This is a genomic window from Bradyrhizobium sp. UFLA05-109 (assembly GCF_054185165.1).
Genome location: NZ_JBBIAR010000037.1, coordinates 43,670 through 61,798 on the forward strand (window position 1 = coordinate 43,670; position 18,129 = coordinate 61,798).

General features: G+C 63.0%; 13 protein-coding genes and 1 pseudogene. 4 read left to right on the forward strand and 10 right to left on the reverse strand.

Annotated elements, in window-relative coordinates:
• Nucleotides 1-57 precede the first annotated feature (57 nt).
• The 5 genes and pseudogenes from Q3C01_RS25780 to Q3C01_RS25800 all read right to left on the reverse strand — a co-directional run bounded on the left by Q3C01_RS25780 (nucleotide 58) and on the right by Q3C01_RS25800 (nucleotide 5,768).
• Nucleotides 58-1,299, reverse strand: a complete 1,242-nt coding sequence (locus Q3C01_RS25780; RefSeq protein ID WP_458148103.1) for an ABC transporter substrate-binding protein — start codon at nucleotides 1,297-1,299, stop codon at nucleotides 58-60.
• 42 nt (nucleotides 1,300-1,341) lie between these two features.
• Nucleotides 1,342-2,823 carry an ATP-binding cassette domain-containing protein gene (locus Q3C01_RS25785; protein WP_458148138.1) on the reverse strand — a complete coding sequence of 494 codons (1,482 nt, stop codon included), beginning with the start codon at nucleotides 2,821-2,823 and terminating at the stop codon, nucleotides 1,342-1,344.
• Nucleotides 2,823-3,749, reverse strand: a complete 927-nt coding sequence (locus tag Q3C01_RS25790) for a branched-chain amino acid ABC transporter permease (protein ID WP_458148139.1) — start codon at nucleotides 3,747-3,749, stop codon at nucleotides 2,823-2,825. The genes Q3C01_RS25785 and Q3C01_RS25790 overlap by 1 nt, the downstream gene beginning before the upstream one ends.
• 75 nt (nucleotides 3,750-3,824) lie before the next feature.
• Nucleotides 3,825-4,406: pseudogene (locus Q3C01_RS25795) on the reverse strand (branched-chain amino acid ABC transporter permease); the annotation flags it as partial.
• Nucleotides 4,407-4,520: 114 nt separating this feature from the next.
• Nucleotides 4,521-5,768: an ABC transporter substrate-binding protein gene (locus Q3C01_RS25800; RefSeq protein ID WP_458148104.1), complete on the reverse strand. Its 1,248-nt coding sequence runs from the start codon at nucleotides 5,766-5,768 to the stop codon at nucleotides 4,521-4,523.
• Nucleotides 5,769-6,090: 322 nt separating this feature from the next.
• Here Q3C01_RS25800 and Q3C01_RS25805 point away from each other — a divergent pair, with 322 nt between their 5' ends.
• Nucleotides 6,091-7,095, forward strand: a complete 1,005-nt coding sequence (locus tag Q3C01_RS25805) for a ribonuclease Z (RefSeq protein ID WP_458148140.1) — start codon at nucleotides 6,091-6,093, stop codon at nucleotides 7,093-7,095.
• An 18-nt stretch (nucleotides 7,096-7,113) separates the two neighbouring features.
• Here the strand turns inward: Q3C01_RS25805 and Q3C01_RS25810 are convergent, their stop codons facing one another.
• Both Q3C01_RS25810 and Q3C01_RS25815 read right to left on the reverse strand, forming a co-directional pair.
• Nucleotides 7,114-8,214 (reverse strand): NAD(P)/FAD-dependent oxidoreductase, encoded by a 1,101-nt coding sequence (locus Q3C01_RS25810; RefSeq protein ID WP_458148105.1) that lies wholly within the window; start codon nucleotides 8,212-8,214, stop codon nucleotides 7,114-7,116.
• 102 nt (nucleotides 8,215-8,316) lie between these two features.
• Nucleotides 8,317-9,552, reverse strand: coding sequence for an SMP-30/gluconolactonase/LRE family protein (locus Q3C01_RS25815; protein ID WP_458148106.1), 1,236 nt, complete (start codon nucleotides 9,550-9,552; stop codon nucleotides 8,317-8,319).
• Nucleotides 9,553-9,963: 411 nt separating this feature from the next.
• Here Q3C01_RS25815 and Q3C01_RS25820 point away from each other — a divergent pair, with 411 nt between their 5' ends.
• From Q3C01_RS25820 to Q3C01_RS25830, 3 genes are all read left to right on the forward strand, one after another.
• Nucleotides 9,964-10,929 (forward strand): ABC transporter substrate-binding protein, encoded by a 966-nt coding sequence (locus Q3C01_RS25820; protein WP_458148107.1) that lies wholly within the window; start codon nucleotides 9,964-9,966, stop codon nucleotides 10,927-10,929.
• A gap of 7 nt (nucleotides 10,930-10,936) precedes the next feature.
• The gene (locus Q3C01_RS25825) at nucleotides 10,937-12,742 is read left to right on the forward strand and encodes an adenylate/guanylate cyclase domain-containing protein (RefSeq protein ID WP_458148108.1); all 1,806 of its coding nucleotides are present in this window, start codon (nucleotides 10,937-10,939) and stop codon (nucleotides 12,740-12,742) included.
• A gap of 262 nt (nucleotides 12,743-13,004) precedes the next feature.
• Nucleotides 13,005-14,030: an aldo/keto reductase gene (locus Q3C01_RS25830; RefSeq protein ID WP_458148109.1), complete on the forward strand. Its 1,026-nt coding sequence runs from the start codon at nucleotides 13,005-13,007 to the stop codon at nucleotides 14,028-14,030.
• A 13-nt stretch (nucleotides 14,031-14,043) separates the two neighbouring features.
• Here the strand turns inward: Q3C01_RS25830 and Q3C01_RS25835 are convergent, their stop codons facing one another.
• From Q3C01_RS25835 to Q3C01_RS25845, 3 genes are all read right to left on the reverse strand, one after another.
• Nucleotides 14,044-14,904: a carbohydrate ABC transporter permease gene (locus tag Q3C01_RS25835; RefSeq protein ID WP_458148141.1), complete on the reverse strand. Its 861-nt coding sequence runs from the start codon at nucleotides 14,902-14,904 to the stop codon at nucleotides 14,044-14,046.
• Between the two features lie 88 nt (nucleotides 14,905-14,992).
• Complete coding sequence (locus tag Q3C01_RS25840; RefSeq protein ID WP_458148110.1) at nucleotides 14,993-16,111, reverse strand: carbohydrate ABC transporter permease; 1,119 nt, start codon at nucleotides 16,109-16,111, stop codon at nucleotides 14,993-14,995.
• Nucleotides 16,112-16,207: 96 nt separating this feature from the next.
• Nucleotides 16,208-17,863: a type 2 periplasmic-binding domain-containing protein gene (locus tag Q3C01_RS25845; protein WP_458148111.1), complete on the reverse strand. Its 1,656-nt coding sequence runs from the start codon at nucleotides 17,861-17,863 to the stop codon at nucleotides 16,208-16,210.
• Nucleotides 17,864-18,129 lie beyond the last annotated feature (266 nt).

Sequence of the window (18,129 nt, forward strand, 5' to 3'; positions counted from 1 at the left end):
AAGTGAATGCCCGGGGCAAGCCCGGGCATTCGCGTGATAGAGCTCGTTCTGCGGCCCTTACTGCGACAGCTTCACGAAATTGGGAAACTTGAGCTGCCCTTCCGCGATCGCCTTCGGCCAGACCGTGATCTGCTTGCCGTCCTGCCACTGAAAGACCAGACCGGTCACCGCCCCGGGGCCCGACTTGATGCCGTGGGTGAACTCGTCGCTCTTGCCGTAGAACTGGATGCGGCCGATCGTGCCCTCGAAGTCGGTCTTCTCCAACTCAGCGACCATCTTGTCCGGATCGGTCGAGCCCGCGCGCTTGATTGCATCCGTGATGATGTAGACCTCGTCATAGGCCGTATAGCCGGTATAGGCCGGCGGCGTGCCGAACTTGGTCTTGAAGGCCGCCGCGAACGGTTTCGTCTTCGGTGTCACCGCGACGTCGGGCGTCGCAACCGCCAGCGACGGCACGCCGTCGGCCGCGCCGTTGGTGTCGTTCCAGAAGGTCGGGCTCAAGGCCTGCGCGCTGATGCCGAACATCGGGATCGGCACCTGCTGGTTCTTCCACTGCACCGTCGGCTGCACGCCGACATGCGAGATGCCGGTGACGATCACGTCCGGCTTCTTGCTCTCCATGTTGTTGAAGATCGGCGTGAAGTCGGTGGTATCGGGCGAGAAGCGTACGTGCTCGACGACCTTGAGGCCGGCCTTGGGCAGACAGGCTTCGTAACCGACGTCGAGCGGCTTGGTCCAGGCCGCGTCCTCGCTCATGATCGCGACCGTCTTGAACTTGAGCTGGTCGACGAGCAGGTCCTTTGCGGCATCGCAGACGAGCTGCGCCTGCGCGGCCGAGGTCAGGTAGCCGTGGAATGTGTACTTGTTCTTGTCGTAGTCATTGTGGATCGCCTTGGTGATCTCGTTCGACGCAGCACCCGGCGTGATCAGCGGCATCTTCAGCCGCGCTGCCCACGGCTCCAGCGCAAGGACGACCTCGCTGATATAGCTCGCGATCACCGCGGAAACCTTGTCCTCGCTCACCGCACGCTGGAAGGCGCGCACGGAATCTGCCGAAGAGCTCTTGTTGTCGTAGGTGACGATCTCGACCTTGCGGCCGAGCACGCCACCCTTGGCGTTGATCTCGTCAGCGGCGATCTGGGCGCCGCCCGGCGTCGCTGCACCCGCGATCGACTGTACCTCGGCGATCACGCCGATCTTGATGGGCTCGTTCGATTGCGCATAGGCGGGCGCGGCGAGGCATAGCACCAGCGCAGAGGCGAGAAGGAGGTTGCTGGTGAGGCACTTCGATAGTGGCATGCTTGTCTCCCTTGCTGTGTTTTTTGGTTGTTATGGCAATCGTCAGAGATAACCCGCGCCGGCTTCCGCCGCGAACCTTCCGGGATCGCCTTCCCAGACGATCCGTGCATGCTCGAGCACATAGACGCGGTCGGCGTGGGGAAGGGCGAAGGTCACGTTCTGCTCGCCGAGCAGAACCGTGATCGACGTGGTCTGCCGCAGCTTCTCCAGTGCCTTGGACAATTGCTCGAGGATGACAGGCGCGAGCCCCAGCGTCGGCTCGTCCAGGATCAGGATTTGCGGCTGCATCATCAGCGCGCGGCCGATCGCGAGCATCTGCTGCTCGCCGCCGGAGAGCGTCTGCGCCAATTGGCCCTGACGCTCTTTCAGGATCGGGAACAGCCCGAACAGCCAGGCGAGCTGCGCTCCGCGCGCCTCGTCGGTCAAATGCTGGCCGCCGAGATCGAGGTTTTCACGCACTGTCATCTCGCCGAACAGCTCGCGCGATTCCGGACATTGCACGAGACCGCTCCGCGCGATTTTCGCCGCGCTCGTGCCCCGCAGCTTTTCCCCCTTACGCAGGATCTCGCCGTCATAGGGCAGGAAGCCGGAGATGGTGTTGAACAGCGTGGTCTTGCCGGCACCATTGAGGCCGACAATCGAGACGAACTCGCCCTCGTGGATGTGGATCGAGACTTTCTCCAGCGCCTGCGCCTTGCCATAGTGAACGCTGACGTTCTCCACCTGCAGCAGCGGCACCTTGTCCTTGAAGGTGGTTTCGGGCCGCGCGTGGGTCTCGATGGCGCCGCCGAGATAAACCCGCCGCACGGTCTCGTTCTTCATCACCTCGTCGGCCTTACCGGTGACGATCTCCTCGCCGAGATACATCGCGAGCACGCGGTCGACGAGCGCGGCGACGCTCTTGACGTTGTGGTCGACCAGCATCACTGCGCGGCCCTCATCGCGAAAGCTGCGGATCAGGTCGGAGAAGACGTCGACCTCGGCCCGCGTCAGCCCGGCGAAGGGCTCGTCGACCAGCACCACCTTCGGGTCGCGCGCGATCGCCTTGGCAAGCTCGAGCCGGCGCAAATCGGCAAAGGGCAGCGTCGGCGGGCGGCGGTTCATCACGGCGCCTAACCCGACGCGGTCGGCGATCCACTTGGCACGGTCTACCAGCGCCTTGTCCGGAAACAGCATGAACAGGCTGTCCGGCAACAGCGCGACCATGATGTTCTCCAGCACGGTCTGCCGGTTCAGCGGCCGCGAATGCTGGAACACCATGCCAAAGCCCTTGCGCGCGATCTTGTGCGCGGGAAGGCCCGCGACGTTCTCGCCCTCGAAGATCACTTCGCCGGCACTCGGGCGCTCGATGCCCATCACGCTCTTCATCGCAGTGGATTTGCCCGAACCGTTCGGCCCGATCAGGCCAAAAATCTCGCTGCCGCGCAGGTCGAAGCTGAGATTCTTCACGGCCGTCAGGCCGCCGAACCGTTTGGTCAGACCGCGAACGGCGAGAACGGAGGTGGCGGCGACAGTCTGATCCATCATGAACGCGCCTCGCGTGACAGGGCCGCTCCGAGGAACCCGCCGGGGAAGAAAAGCACCACAAGGAGCGCAACTGCCGAGACGATGAAGGTCGCGAGCTCGCCGGTCGGCCGCAGGAACTCGCCGGCGACGATCAGGAAGATCGCGCCCAATGCCGCTCCGAGCACCGTGCGGCGGCCCCCGAGCACGGCCGAAACGATGACATTCACGCCGACCGCGACGTCGACCACGGTTCCGACCGAGGCGGTGCCGAAATAGAACACCAGCAGCGCACCCGACAGTCCCGAGAAAAACGCGCTGACAACGAACGCAGCGAGCTTGTGCTTGACGATATTGAACCCGAGCGCGCCGGCCTGTACCGGGTCCTGGCCACTTGCCTGCAGCACGAGCCCGATCGGCGATTGCGACAGGCCGTAGAGGATGGCCGCCGAGATCGTCATGAAGCCGAGCGCGATCCAGTAGTTGGCGCCGGCGTTGATGGTAATGACGTCGGGGATGGTCAGTCCGATCTCGCCGCCGGTGAGATCGGCGAACACCACGATGAAGTTCTGGAGCATGAGCACCGCAACCAGCGTTGTCAGGCCGAAATACGGCCCCCGCACCCTGAGCGCGGGCAGCGCCAGCACGAGGCCGGCGATGACGGAGGCGAGCGCGCCGAGCACGATGCAGAGATAAACCGACCAGCCGAACTGGTTGTTGAGAATGCCGGCCGTGTAGGCGCCGACGCCGATCAGGAAGGTCGGCCCGAAATTGACCTCGCCAGCAAAGCCGAACAGCAGGTCCCAGGCCATGGCGAAGACGCCGAAATAGAAGGCGACCGTGAGCAGGCCGAGGACATAGCCGGAGACGTAGAGCGGCAGGGTCGCTGCGATCAGGACGAGCGCGAGCGAGACGAAGAACAGGCGAGAGGTGAAGAATCCGGCCATATCAGCGCCTCCCCAGAAGGCCCTGGGGCCGGATGTACATGACGACCACCAGAAGCAGCAGCGCCGGAATGGTGAGTAGATGTTGGTGAGCTCGAGACCGAGCAGGGTGACGCCGCGCGGGTTCATCGAGGCCGCCAGCACCGCCTTGCCGGTGCGGGTGCGGTTCACCAGCAGCCACAAGAGCGCGATGACGAGGCAGCACACAACCGCGGTGAAGATCTCGTTGCGCGGCGTGCGCACGCCGAGAATGTCGACGACGCCCTCGACGATCGGCAGCACGGTCTTGGCATTGTTGGTGAAGAAATAGGCGATCAGTTCCTGGATCATGATGCCCCAGAGTAACGTGCCCGTGAGGACGAAGATCTCCTTTTCCTCGTTGGGGATACGACGGGAATCCTGGATCGGCTTCACGACCGCGAAGTAGGTGGCAAAGGCAGTGATGAGCGCGACCCCGACTCCGATCAGCGCGCCGAAATAGGTGTCGACATGCAAAATGCTGGCTGCGGCCCAGGCCGCCACCGCTGCCGCCACCATGATGGCGCCGTGGGAGAGGTTGAGCACGCCGGAGACGCCGAAAATCAGCGTGAATCCGGTAGCTCCGAGAGCGTAGAGGGCGCTGATGGCAAAGCCATCGATCAGGATCTGGAGTGCTCGCATCTATGATTGGCAATCTGGTCTATGAGAGGCGGTCTCACGCGCCCTCTTTGGAGAAAAGGTGCTGCGTACGCCGCATGTGAAAGCTCCCGGGAGGTGGCCCGGGAGCAGTTCCGACTAGTTGGTTGTGAGCTTGATGAAGCTCGGGAACTTGACGTCGGTTTTGGCGACGTCCTTCGGCCAGACCGCAATCTGCTTGCCGTCCTGCCATTGCAGCATCAGGCCGGTGATCAGACCCTTGCCGTATTTGATCGAATGGGTGAACGGATCATCCTTGCCGTAGAACTGCACGCGGCCGATGGTGCCTTCCCAATCGGTCTTCTCCAGTGCGTCGACCAGCTTGTCGGCGTCGGTCGAGCCCGCTCGCTTCACGGCGTCGGCGATGTAGTAGACCTCGTCATAGGCGGTGTAGCCGGCATAGGACGGATAGTTGCCGTACTTCTTCCGGAAACCCTCCGCGAACGGCACCGACTTCGGTGTCACCGCGACGCCGGGGCCGGAGACGCCCTGGTAGAGCACGCCCTCGGCGGCCTGGTTGGTGTCCTTGCCGAACGTCTCGTTGGTGGCCTGCGAGGAAATGCCGAACATCGGAATCGGCACCTGCTGGTTCTTCCACTGCACCGTCGGCTGCACGCCGACGTGCGAGATGCCGGTAATGATCACGTCGGGCTTGGCGCCCTCGATCTTGTTGAAGATCGGCGTGAAGTCTGTGGTATCCGGCGAGAAGCGGATGTGGTCCAGCACCTTCAGCCCGATCTTGGGCAGGCATTCCTCGTAGCCGACGTCGAGCGGCTTGGTCCAGGCGGCGTCCTCGCTCATGATGACCGCCGACTTCATGTGCATCTTGTCGACCAACAGGTCCTTGGCGGCGTCGCAGACGGAAAGCGCCAGCGCGGCCGAGGTCAGGTAGCCGTGGAAGGTGTACTTGTTCTTCGCGTAGTCGGCGTGAACGCTCTTGCTGATTTCGTTGGAGGCGGCGCCCGGTGTGACGAACGGCGTCTTCAGGCGCGAAGCCCAGGGCTCCAGCGCCAACACAACTTCGCTGATATAGCTCGCGATGACGGCGTTGACCTTGTCTTCGTTGACGGCGCGCTGGAATGCGCGCACTGAATCGGCCGAGGAGGAGTGATTGTCGTAAGAGATGATCTCGATCTTGCGACCGTCGACGCCGCCCTTGGCGTTGATCTCGTCGGCGGCGAGCTGCGCTGCCTGCGGGATCGATGCGCCGGCGATCGCCTGCGCCTCTGCGATCACGCCGATCTTGATGGGATCTGCTGCAAGTGCCGCGCCCGATCCGGTGATCAGCACGTTGAACGCTGCCGCACCGAGGAATATCCGCAATGCACCAGGGAGTATGCTTTTCATTCTGTTTCTCTCCTCTTAAACAAGCCTCTTTTGAGCTATTGGGCGCGACTATAACGGCGACGCCAATCTCGGCAAGCGAAACTGCATTCAGGATTGTGAGAGCCGGACTAAAGTCTAGCGCTGCGCAAATAGAGTGCAGGAAGGTTCGCTGCAGGCATGCAGAATTTGCTGGTGGGCATGCGTTCGCGCCCGCCGCGAGCCGCAGGTCGCCCGTGACGCGAGCAGGCACCAGTCGACGCCCGCCTCAAGCGCAGAGAAACGAGGGCGGTCGCCTGGCCGGCATCGTCGGGATAACGTCGCGCGGTCCAGGAAGGTCCTATTGATGGGTCAACTCGTTCAATGCCGCCTCGTCAATGAGCCATTCGCCGATCCCGGACTGCTGGCCGATTTCAGGTTCGGGCGGCGCGCCATGTTGTTTGACCTTGGCGATCTGTCTTCCCTGGCCAATCGGGAATTGCTGCGCATCAGTAACGTCTTCGTCAGCCACCGTCACATGGACCACTTTGCCGGCTTCGATCAGTTGCTGCGGGTCAGGCATCATCAGCCGGGCCGTTTGCGCGTGATCGGGCCGCCTGGTCTCGTCGCGGCCATCGCCGGCAAGCTAGCGTCGTATAGCTGGAATCTGCTGAATCAGGAGTCGCCGGAGTTCGAGATCGTCGCCGCCGAATTCTGTGATGACCGGCTCGGCGAGTGGACCAGCTTTTCTGCGAGACGGCAGTTTCACCACTCGCCGATTGAAGCGCCGTCCGTTGCACCGGGGCTGGTGTTTGCGGATGGCGATCTGCGGATCGAGGCTGCGACCCTCGATCACGGGATTCCCTGCCTTGGATTTGCGCTGCAGGAAACCCTGCGCGTCAATGTCTGGACAGCCGGGCTCGCCGAACTCGGCCTTCAGGTGGGCCCGTGGCTCAATGCGGCCAAGAGCGCGGTGCGGATGGGCGCAGATGAGGACACATCGATCGAAGTTGACAGCGGTCGCCCGATCCGGCTTGGCGAGCTGACCCGGCACGCGCTCAAGGTCGCGCCCGGACAGCGCATCGCCTACGTGACCGACGCCGCCTTCACCCGGGCCAATGCGGAAAAGATCGTCGCGCTCGCGCGCGGCGCCGATCACCTGTTCATCGAGGCTGCCTTCGCCGGCGACGACGCGCAACTTGCTTCCGAGCGCCGTCACCTGACCGCGGCGCAGGCCGGATACCTCGCGCGCGAAGCGGGCGTGAAGCGGATGACGACGTTTCATCATTCTCCGCGCTATCTGGAGACGCCGGACAGGCTGCGAGATGAGGCAGAGGCTGCATTTGCAGGCCGGAGCGCCCCCGTGGCATGAGCCGCGTCGTCGGCGTGATCATCGCGCCTGCAGCAGCGACGGATCGAGCGGTCGAAGCCGGGCGGGATCGAATGCCGTGAGATCGATGCAGCGTGCTGCGCCCTCAGTGATCACTTCCGCCAGTGCTTCGCCGGTCGCAGGCGCATTGAGGATGCCCCAGACATTGTGCCCGGTCGCGACGTAAAGGCTCTCGCTGTTCGGCACTTTGCCGATCAGCGGCAAGCCGTCTTGGGTGACCGGCCGGAAGCAGGCTTGCCGGGCGATGATCCTGTCGGCGCGAAACAGCGGCGACAGCCGTCCAGCGATCGCTTGCAGGCGGTCGATCGCGTCCTGATCCGGCGTTACGGTCGCAGGGTCCACCGGTAGCGGTGCGACGTCCGAGAACGCGGTGATCAGCGTGCTGCCGTCCGCGCGCGGAAAGACCTCGAGCGATATTGCGCTGCCGCTTTGCTCATGCTCCAGAAACAGCGCATCGGCTGGAACGTCCGTGCCGGTGTCGTACACGAGGCTTGGACTTCGCTGCCCATACACGGCGGGCAGGGTCATCCATTGGGTCGCCAGCAGCGACCATGGTCCCATGGCGATGACAACCGCATCCGCCTCGATGACGTCGCCTTCGATCTCGACGCTCTTCACGGTCGTTCCGTCCGCATCGCGCGCGATACCGGTGACGCATCCCCGGCGCAGCTCGACGCCTTGCGCGAGCGCCGCGTTCATTATCGCTGAGGTGAATTTGCGCGGATGAACGATGGCCGTCGTATCCGTCGTGCCGAGACGGTGCGCGATGACGACGCCATTGGAGAGCCAGCCGAGCGCAGACGGCGTGTCACGCTGCGCGTCGTTGCCGGCAACGAAGCCGCCATAGGCGGTCATGCGGCGGTAGGCCCAATCGCCTGCGACTTCGTGCGGCAGTTGCGCGTGAAGCGCAAAGCTGCGCCGTGCCAGCGCATCGAGTGGCGTCCCGGCGCACCAGTCGAGCGCCAAAAATCCGCCGGCCTTGCCGGATGCCGCCGCAGCTACCTCGGTTCGCTCCACGACGATGACGTCGATCCCGCGGCGGCTGAGGAAATAAGCGGTGCAGGCGCCAATCACGCCGCCGCCGCAGATGACAACGCGCATTGTGTCTTCCCTGGCAATCCCTCGCGCATCGAGGCGAGGATCGAAACAATTCGGCGCCGGCGGGGCACGCCGGCGCCTCGTCGTGGTCCGGCTCGCGCCGCCTCAGCCCGGCCCTGCGCCTTGCGTCGCCGTGTACACGGCGTAGAGCGACTGGCTCGCAGCCATGAACAGGCGGTTGCGCTTGGGGCCGCCGAAGCAGACGTTGCCGCACACCTCCGGCAAGCGGATGCGGCCCAGCAGCTTGCCATCGGGCGACCACACCGTCACGCCGTTATAGCCGACCGCGCGGCCCGCGTTGCTGGAGGCCCAGACATTGCCGTTGACGTCGCAGCGCACGCCGTCCGGCCCGCACTTCACGCCGTCGATCGTGAAGTCGCTGAACAGCTTTTGATTGGAGAGCTTGTTGTCGCTGCCGACATCGAAGACGTGCACGTCGCCCTTGCCGCCGGCGCCCGTATCGCCCGGACCCTTGCCGGTAGAGACGACGTAGAGCTTCTTGAAATCGGGCGAGAAGCAGAGGCCGTTGGGATCGGGCACCTGGTCCTCGCTGACCACGAGGTCGATGCGGCCAGTGGGGTCGATGCGATAGCAATTGGTCGGCAGCTCGCGCTTGCCAGGCGCGAAGCCGGCCGGCTGGCCGATCCGCGGATTGATCTTGCCGGCGGCGTTGCTCGGACCGCCCGGACCATCCGGCTCGCCCTCATAGAGCTGGCCGCCATAGGGCGGGTCGGTGAACCAGTAGCTGCCATCGGGATGCGCGACGACGTCGTTCGGCGAATTCAGCTTCTTACCCTGATAGGAATCGGCGAGCACGGTTGCGGTGCCGTCATGCTCGTAGCGGGTGACGCGGCGGGTCAGATGCTCGCAGGAGAGCTGGCGGCCCTGGAAGTCGAAGGAGTTGCCGTTGCTGTAGTTGGACGGCGTGCGGAATACGCTGACATGACCATCGTCCTCGCTCCAGCGCATCTGCCGGTTGTTGGGAATGTCGCTCCACACGAGATAGCGGCCTTGCGAGCTCCACGCCGGCCCTTCGGCCCAGAGCAGCCCGGTATGAAGCCGCTTGATCGCCGTGTTCGGTTGCGCGAGGTCGTTGAAGGACGGATCGACCGCGATGATGTCGGGGTCCCAGAAATAGGTGGTCGGCGCACCACGCGGGCTGAAGTCGCGAGGCGGATTGGTGATCGTCGTCGGCGGGGCCGCAGGCGCATTCTGCGCCAGCGCGGCGCCGGCGCCCGTCATCGTGGCGCCTGCAGCAATCGCAAGGCCCTGGACAAGTGATCGTCGTGAAAGCGTGGTGTCTGGATCGCGCTGCTCGGAATCGGACAGTTGGCGTGTCATCGCTTCCTCCGGGTGGGGGTTCGCCGGCCGGTTGATTCCGGCCGAGCGCGAGCAAGTTAGTCCGGCCGGCGTCGAGTTACGAGTGCGGCCGTTCTTCTTCGCATGGCGTGAAAGCAGGTTCGCGGGAAAGCGGGTAAGCCTTGTTGACGTGACGGGTTCCGGGACGTGCCGATCTCAAGGAAAAAACAAGCGCTTCTAAAGCCAAAAACACATGAACGTGCAGTCTCTTGAGACGGTTCCGTCGACTAATGAAGGAGATCGCTCCTTCGGCAGCTCAATATTCAGGGTGCGAGAGAATCGAGACCCTGTCGGTCCGCTAGCCACAGCTCGGCGAGCCTCGAAAGTCCGAGGGCAAATTTCAAGACCACTGGATGGCCTGTTCCGTGCAGCCTGGTCGTAACGGTGGTTGCCATGAAACGAAGGGACTTTATTCGGCTTATTGCCGGCGCAGTGGCCTTTCCTGTGATTGCGCGCGCGCAAGAGGCACGGAAGGTCTATCGCATTCTCTGGATCTCCACGGGTTCCGAACCGGATCCGTTCCTCGATGGCTTTCGAGAGGGGATGCGAGTGCTGGGTTACGTCGAAGGTAAGAACGTGGCCCTCGAGACGCATTATGGAAATCCGTCGGCGCTGCACCAGGTCATTTCCCAACTAAGACGCGGTGACGTGGACCTTGCAGTTTCCAGTGGTCCGGCAACGCGTGCCATGGCCATTGTAAAGGACATACCCGTCCTGTTTGCACTCAGTGGCGACCCGGTGGCTTTGGGGGTGGTCAAGAGCCTGGCTCAACCTGGCACTAATTTCACTGGCAGTACGTTCCTCTCGCTTGAGTTGGCGGGAAAGCGGGTTGAGTTGCTCAAGGATATTTATCCCAGAGTTCGCAGGCTCGCCGTTCTCTCGAACACGGACCATCCGGGGGAACCATCGGAGTGGCGCGCGACCCAGCAGACGTGCGCCGGGCTGGGCATCCTGCCGATCTATGTCCCCTTCTCCGGCGTGAGCGAACTAGACAATGCGCTCGAGGTTGCGGGTGGCTCGGGAGCCGACGCTATGCTCGTATTTCCCGACGTCGTGACAATGGTTGATCGAACGAAATTCGCGGAGTTCGCGCTGGCGCATCGGCTCCCTTCGATGTTCGGCTGGTCCGAGTATTGCGAGGCCGGCGGACTTTTGAGCTACGGCGCCAACCAGCGTGCGACCTATCGGTGGCTTGCGAATTACGCTGACCGGATCCTGCGCGGCGAAGATCCTGCTGTTCTTCCCGTCATGCGGCCCGAAAAGTTCGAACTGGCGATCAATCTGAAGACGGCTCAGCACCTGGGCGTAGAGCTGGAAACATCTTCAATCCTTTTTCGCGCCAACAAGGTGATTGCCTGAGATCGATATGCCAGAATTCACTGCGCCATCTTCGTTAACTGCCCGTGGTGACGCGAAGCGGCCGCGTCGCTCCCTGTTTTTCAAGTACTTCGCGAGCCTGTTCGTGGCAGCCGTCGTGCCTCTCATCCTTGGGGCAGTGATCGAAGCATCGTTCGGCTATCGCGACCAGCGCCGTCATATCAGCGAGGTTCTGCAGGCCGAGGCTCGTGGTGCGGCGGGCAGGATAGAGGCCTTCACGGATGAAATAAGCGATCAGTTGGGCTGGGTCGTGCAGTTTCCGTGGACACAGGGAGACGATGACCGGCACAGGATCGACGCGTTGCGTCTGTTACAGCAGGTGCCGGCAATCGTTTCGGTCTCGCTGCTCGACGAGACCGGGACCGAGCGCGTTTTTGTGTCCAGGTTACGTCTGAACAAGACTGGCCGAGGGATCGACCTGTCCGCGGATCCCGCAGTGGTCGGCGCGCGCGCCAACATGGTCTGGTACGGTCCCGTTCAGTATCAGCACGAGTCCGAGCCATATATGAGGATCGCGGTCGCCGGAAACCTTCCCGCCGCCGGGGTTGCCATCGCCGAGGTCAACCTGAAGCTGATCTGGGACGTTATTGCCGCAATAAGGATCGGTCAGACCGGCTATGCCATGATCGTCGACGATTCCGGGCAGCTGATCGCCCATCCAGACATCAGCCTGGTCCTGCGCGGCCGTACCGGTTCCGTTGATTTCGGCCGGATCAAGCATTTGGTTGGCACCACGAGTAGTGGTGCCGTCATCACGGGGGACAAAGGTAATTCCGTCGTCGCGCTCTCGGTGCATGCACCCGATATCGGCTGGACGGTGATTGCGATGCAGCCGGTCCTGGAGGCATTCGCATCGATCCGCGCGGCATTGTGGCGCTCGTCGCTTCTGATTGCATTCGGTGTGCTGATCGCGCTCGCGCTAGCCTACTGGCGGGCGCACCGGATGTCCGGTCCGATCAAGCAATTGGAAGAGGGCGTCGAGCGGATCGGTAACGGACATTTCGACCACCGCATTGGGATTTCCAGTCGCGACGAATTGGAGCAATTGGCGGTCCGTTTCAACGAGATGGCATCGGAGCTGGCGATCTCCCAGCAGAAATCCGTCCGCATCGACCGGCTAAAGCAATTTCTTGCGCCCCAGGTCGCCGAACTCGTCGAACATTCCGCCGAACTGCTCGAAGGGCAGCGGCGTGAAGTCGTCGTGGTTTTTGGTGATTTGCGTGGCTTCACGGCATTTTCCGCGCGCGCCGAACCGGACGTCATCATGGCCGTCCTGCGCGAGTACTATGCGGCAGTGGGAGCCGTTACGACCCGTCACGAGGCTACGCTGATCCGCTTCGCCGGAGACGGCGTGATGCTTCTCGTCAACGCGCCGGTTGCCTGCGACAAGCCCGCAAACCACGCTGTTCAGCTGGCGATCGATCTGCAGGTTGCGGTGCAGTCGATTGCGGGAAGATGGTGCGCCGCCGGTCACGCGATCGGCTTCGGCGTCGGCATCGCAATGGGAACGGCGACGGTCGGAACCGTTGGCTACGAGGGGCGGCTCGACTACACCGCCCTCGGCAATGTCGTCAACTTGGCGTCTCGGCTTTGCGGCCTGGCAAAGGATGCGCAAATCCTGACCGACAGAGCTGTCGCCGAGAAAGTCAAGGACGCCTTTCCTCTTGCTTCGGCCGGTAAGCAAACTATCAAGGGCTACGATCAGCCCATGGAAATGTTTGCTGTCGCAGAGAGCAGCATGCCCCCGACGCGCTCCGATTCCGGGCTGCGCCGTCTGGAAATCGAGACTTTGTGAGTTAGGCGTCTGCGACACAGCGACGCCGCGCAGGCGGTCGGAGTGTGTTGCCGCATCGTTGCTCTCACCACGCCGTTCCACTTTCCCGCGCCCATCGTCAATCCGTTGACGACAGGGCGCTCTCGGGAAACGTCGACGAATTCGGAGTTGAGTTCTCGCACGACGCGCGGGTGCGCGTTGACTCGCGGCGACAAAGTCATACGCTGCATTTGATCGAACATGAGACCGGCGAAAAGCCGCGCAGAAAAGAGTGACCTTCACCATGGTTTCACAATCAGCACTACCCCGCCGCACCCTTGGCCGGACCGGGCTTCAGGCCTCGGTCCTCGGCTTCGGGACCGCCCCGCTCGGCGACCTCTTCCTCAAGCTTGACGATCAGACGGCGATCGCAGCCGCGGAGCGGGCATTCGAGCTTGGCGTCAATTTGCTCGACACTTCCCCGCTCTATGGCTATGGCCTGTCGGAGCACCGCTGCGGCACTGCGTTGCGGCGCGTGGCCCGCGAGGACGTCGTCCTCTGCACCAAGGTGGGCCGCTGGATGGACGCGTTTCACCGGCCGGAGAACCGGTCGGGCTTTGTCGGCGGCCAGCCGCACAAGGCCGTCGTGGACTATTCCTATGACGGCACGATGCGCTCGGTGGAGCAGTCGCTGCTGCGGCTTGGCACCGACCGGATCGACCTATTGCTGATCCATGATGTCGACGTCTGGACGCATGGCGCTGCAGCGATCGAGGACCGGTTTCGTGAGGCGATGACGGGCGCCTATGTGGCGCTCGACAAGCTCCGGGCGGAGGGCGTGGTCGCAGGCATCGGGATCGGCGTGAACGAAGCCGATATGTGTGTACGCTTCGCTAAAGCCGGTACGTTCGACGTGATGCTGCTGGCTGGCCGCTATTCGCTGCTCGAGCAGCCGGCGTTGAAGGAATTCTTGCCGCTGGCGCTCGAGCAGGGCATTGCCGTGTTGCTCGGCGGCGTCTTCAATTCGGGCATTCTCGCCACCGGCGCGGTCAAGGGGGCCAAGTACAACTATCAGGACGCGCTGCCGGAGGTTATGGCGAAGGTTGCCGAGATTCAGCGCGTCTGCGAGGCCCATCACGTCGCGCTGCCGACGGCCGCCGTGCACTTCGCGCTTGGCCATCCGGCCGTGGCGAGCGTGGTGCTGGGAGCGCATAGTCCGGAGGAGGTCGAGCGCAACGTCGCAGCGCTCACCACCAAGGTGCCGAGCGCGCTCTGGGCCGATCTGAAGGCCGCACGCCTGCTCGACGCGGATGCGCCCGTGCCCGCGTAAGCGTTGATCGGCTCTATTTTCCGGCGCCCGTCGTCAGGCCGCTGACGATGTAGCGCTCGAGGAAGATGCCGACCACGACGAGCGGCGCGATCGCCGCCGTCGACAGCGCCGCCATCGACCACCAATTGATGCCCTGCGAGCCGGTCTGGCTCGCCACCATCACGGGCAGCGTCTTCGCGTCGGTGCTGGTGAGGAGGGCGGCAAAGAAATACTCGTTCCAGCACAGCACCAGCGAGAGGATGAATGCGGCGACCATACCGGGCACCGCGAGCGGCAGGATGATGCGGAGGAACGCGCCCCAGGTCGACAGGCCATCCACGAAGGCGGCCTCGTCGAGCTCGATCGGAATCGCGTTGAACTGGTCGCGCATGATCCAGATGACGATCGGCAGCACGGTCAGCGTGTAGAGCAGGATCAGGCCAAACGTCGTGTCGAGCAGCGCCAGGGCCTTGTAGAGCACGAGGAACGGCAGCGCGAGCACGACCGGCGGCAGGATCAGTTGCGACATGAAGAAGAACAGGATGTCGTCATTGCGCATCCAGGCGAATTTGTAGCGAAAGCGGCTCAAGCCGTAAGCGGCGAGCGATCCGAGGACGAGCGCCAGCAGCGATGCGCCGACCGAAGTGATGATGCTGTTGACGAAGCGGCTCATGAATTCGGACCGCGCGGTCGAGGTCCCGAACAGCGTATCGGGCGACAGGCCGAGCGAGCGCCAGCCTTTCCAGTCCGGCTGGAAATCGACCCAGGGGATCAAGTGCGCCTGCGTCACATCGACCGCCGATTTGAACGAGGTCGTCACGGTCCAGTAGATCGGAAACAGGCAAATGAACGTCCAGAGCAGTAATGCGGCGTAGATCAGCGCGCGGCCCAGCATCCGCCTGGCGCGCGGCGCTGCCGGACGCTTTCGGATCGGGTTCGATGCCACGGTCGAGATAGCCAAGCGCTCAAACTCCTTTTCCGACCTAAACGACCTTCTGCGTCCAGCGCTTCGAGGCGCGCAACATCAGCGTCAGCAGCACGATAATCAGCAGCAGATAGACCATGGCGAGCGCCGTGCCGTATCCGACGTTCGAACGGTCGCGATAGACGCGGTAGATGAAGCTCGACACCGTGTCGGTCGCGCCGCCGGGACCGCCGGCCGTCACGTTGATCACGATGTCGGCGAGCTTCAGCTTGAAGATGATGCGGATGATCAGGACGGTGATGCTGACCGGAAGCATGATCGGGAAGGTGACGTGCCAGAACGACTGCCAGCCATTCGCGCCGTCGACCTTGGCCGCCTCCTGCACCTCCTTCGGCATCGCTTGCAGGCCTGCAAGCAGGATGATCATGATGAAGGGGATCGAGACCCAGGCATCCATCGCCTGAATGCTGAAGCGTGCCATCCAGGGCGAGGCGAAGAACGCGGGGTTATCCCAGCCGAGATGGCGCGCCAGCGTCGCTGCAGGGCCGAAGCGGTACTCCATGAGCGACTTGCCGATCATCCAGCTCACGGCGACGGGGCTGAGCATCATCGGCAGCAGGAAGACAACGCGAAAGAATTTTCGCGCGCGGATCTCGGCGCTGAGCAGCAGCGCCAGTCCGAACGCGATCGCGTATTCGCCGAGCACCGCGACGGTGTAGAAGACCATGTTGCCGAGCGCATTCCAGTAATAGGTGTCGTTCAGCATTCCCTTCAGATTGTCGAAGCCGGAAAAGCGCGGGCCCTCGATCGAGCTGAGATTCCAGTCGAGCGAGGCGATGTAGATCCCGAAGATCGTCGGGAAAATCACGACGGCGACGGTGAAGAACACTGCTGGTAGCAAGAACAGCGCGCGCTGGCCACGCTCGCCGCGGGTCAAAACTTGTCCCACGCCAAATGCAACGGCCCAGACGAGATAGGCGATGAGGATCGGCCGCCAATCGGAAAAGCCGGCCGAGATCGTGCCGGTCGTGTGCAAGACCTGAATGAGGACGACGAGCAGGAAGCCGAGCGAGGTCAGCAGAACAAGCGCGCGGCCGGCGGCCTTCTTGCTGCCGGGCGCGCGCTTCGCTACTGGCTGGTGGTGCGCATCGTCGCTGACGGGTACGGAATTCTGCATCGAGATAGCTGCATTCAGTGCCGGTTCTGTCGCCGGGCAAGATTTCGGCTGGCGCCGGGAGCGCCAGCCGAGGGTAGATGATCTTGCGTTGGCGCGCTACACGCCAAGCGAGGCCTTATAGAGCCCGATCTGCCGTTCGCGGCCGATCTGGTCGGTCAACTTCTCCCAGGCCGCCGCGATATTGTTCGCCCCGGTTTGCGCGTCGACCTTGCCGGCGAAGATCTTCGTCAGCTCGTCCTCGGCGATGCTGTAGTACTGGAAGATGCCGGGAATGCGCGGCTCAACGGCGCGGTTCGGGTGATTATAGGAGCCGAGCTGCGAGTTCAGGTACGAGGTGATGTACTTGCGATCGTAGCCAGCGGCCACCCACTCATCGTACTGGAAGTGGCTGGTCCGGTGGGCCTGGAAGCCCGACGGGTACAGCACCATCCAGAACGAGAGATCCTTGCCGCCGAGATGCGCGGCCGCGCTCCAGGCGGCCTTGTGCTTCTTCTCATCACCATTGACGCGCGCCATCACATAGATGCCCCAGCCGAGATAGGCGCAGTTCGGGGCATGGTTCGGACCGCTCGCAAGCTTGTCCCATTGCCCGGTCTTGGAATTATAGACATCGTCTGAGCCCGGCAGGATGTCGAAGCCGACAACGTCGCCGATGACCGAGGTGTCGCTCGCCTTCGCCACCTGGCCGATGTCGCCCCACCACGGGATCATCGAGCCGATGCCAGCCAGGAACTGCTGGAAGCCCGTGGTGTTGGGATCGGCGTTGAGCTGATCGGCCGGCTCGGATGGCAGCGCGTCGATCACATCCTGGATGGCGCGCACCCAGGCCGGATTGTTGATGCGCGGCTTCATGGTGTCGATGTCGAACAGCCAGGCCTTGTCGTCGGGATGTTTGGCGTAAGCCGTGGCGCGGCTGCCAAGGAAATAGAAGCCGAACCCACCCCACGGCTTTGGCGCATCGAGATAGCCGTAGACGTTCTGGTTCTTGAACTTCTTTCCTTTGAGGAATTTCGTCACGGCCTGGACCTGCTGCCAGGTTTTTGGCACGCCCCATTCGCCGGCATTGCCGGCTTCCTTCCAGGCCTTGGCGAGGGCCGGGTCGGAGAACACGTCGGTGCGGTAGTTGAAGTTGTGGCAATCGCCGTCGATCGTGACGCGATAGGTCTTGCCGTTCCATGTGCCGACCGGTGGCTTCAGATAGTCGACATAGTCATCGATATCGATCTGCTTCTTGACCCAGTCCGGCATCTCCGACGCCAGGCCCTTGCCGCAGACGTCGCCTTCGAACGGCGCGCCCATCTCCAGGATATCGAAGTCGACCGTGCCGGTCGCGATCGCCTGCTGGAGCCGCGGGTTGTAGTCCGCCTGCGCCAGATCGATCCAGGAGATTTTTGCCCCCGTATAGGCCTCCCAGGGTTTCAGGAAGCCGCGGAACAGGAGGTTGTGCAGGTTCTGATTATTCAGTCCCATGAAGGAGAGCTCGACGCCTTTGAACTCGCCCTCCTTGATGCTCGCCTTGGTCGGGCCGAGGCAGAGCTCGCCGACCTTCTGCCAGTCGGCGTCGGTCGGTGAGCCCTTGCCCACGCCTGGAATTTGCCCAATCTGCGCGCGAAGATTGTTTTGTGCGAGCGCAATCTCCGAGAACGTGCCAAGCGCTCCGCTCGTGCCCAATGCCGCGGCGCTTGCCGCACCCTTCAGCACCGTACGCCGGTTCGGACGTGCGGAAAGCCAATCATAGTCTTGCTGTTTCATCGCGTTACCCTCCCTTATTGACTTTCTTGATGTGAAGTCTGAGTAGCCGAAGCACATCGAGGACGTGACGCTCGTGGACTTCGGTGTCGTCGTGATGGGTGACTGAGGCCGCTTTCGAGTATGCAACGGCGCCCATCAATGTCAACGAAGGCACGCGGAGTTGAAGCCGCCTGCCGCCGATCAGAATTGGCGAAGAGAATTTTCGCGATGCCGCGCTGCAAGATGGATGTTCGCGCGCGACATCATTTCGATGTCATATTTGTGCG

What these genes read in the sequence shown, in the direction of transcription:
- Q3C01_RS25780 (WP_458148103.1), bottom strand. Translation starts at nt 1,299, where the DNA reads ATGCCACTATCGAAGTGCCTCACCAGCAACCTCCTTCTCGCCTCTGCG.
- Q3C01_RS25785 (WP_458148138.1), bottom strand. Translation starts at nt 2,823, where the DNA reads ATGGATCAGACTGTCGCCGCCACCTCCGTTCTCGCCGTTCGCGGTCTG.
- Q3C01_RS25790 (WP_458148139.1), bottom strand. Translation starts at nt 3,749, where the DNA reads ATGGCCGGATTCTTCACCTCTCGCCTGTTCTTCGTCTCGCTCGCGCTC.
- Q3C01_RS25800 (WP_458148104.1), bottom strand. Translation starts at nt 5,768, where the DNA reads ATGAAAAGCATACTCCCTGGTGCATTGCGGATATTCCTCGGTGCGGCA.
- Q3C01_RS25805 (WP_458148140.1), top strand. Translation starts at nt 6,091, where the DNA reads ATGGGTCAACTCGTTCAATGCCGCCTCGTCAATGAGCCATTCGCCGAT.
- Q3C01_RS25810 (WP_458148105.1), bottom strand. Translation starts at nt 8,214, where the DNA reads ATGCGCGTTGTCATCTGCGGCGGCGGCGTGATTGGCGCCTGCACCGCT.
- Q3C01_RS25815 (WP_458148106.1), bottom strand. Translation starts at nt 9,552, where the DNA reads ATGACACGCCAACTGTCCGATTCCGAGCAGCGCGATCCAGACACCACG.
- Q3C01_RS25820 (WP_458148107.1), top strand. Translation starts at nt 9,964, where the DNA reads ATGAAACGAAGGGACTTTATTCGGCTTATTGCCGGCGCAGTGGCCTTT.
- Q3C01_RS25825 (WP_458148108.1), top strand. Translation starts at nt 10,937, where the DNA reads ATGCCAGAATTCACTGCGCCATCTTCGTTAACTGCCCGTGGTGACGCG.
- Q3C01_RS25830 (WP_458148109.1), top strand. Translation starts at nt 13,005, where the DNA reads ATGGTTTCACAATCAGCACTACCCCGCCGCACCCTTGGCCGGACCGGG.
- Q3C01_RS25835 (WP_458148141.1), bottom strand. Translation starts at nt 14,904, where the DNA reads ATGCTGGGCCGCGCGCTGATCTACGCCGCATTACTGCTCTGGACGTTC.
- Q3C01_RS25840 (WP_458148110.1), bottom strand. Translation starts at nt 16,111, where the DNA reads ATGCAGAATTCCGTACCCGTCAGCGACGATGCGCACCACCAGCCAGTA.
- Q3C01_RS25845 (WP_458148111.1), bottom strand. Translation starts at nt 17,863, where the DNA reads ATGAAACAGCAAGACTATGATTGGCTTTCCGCACGTCCGAACCGGCGT.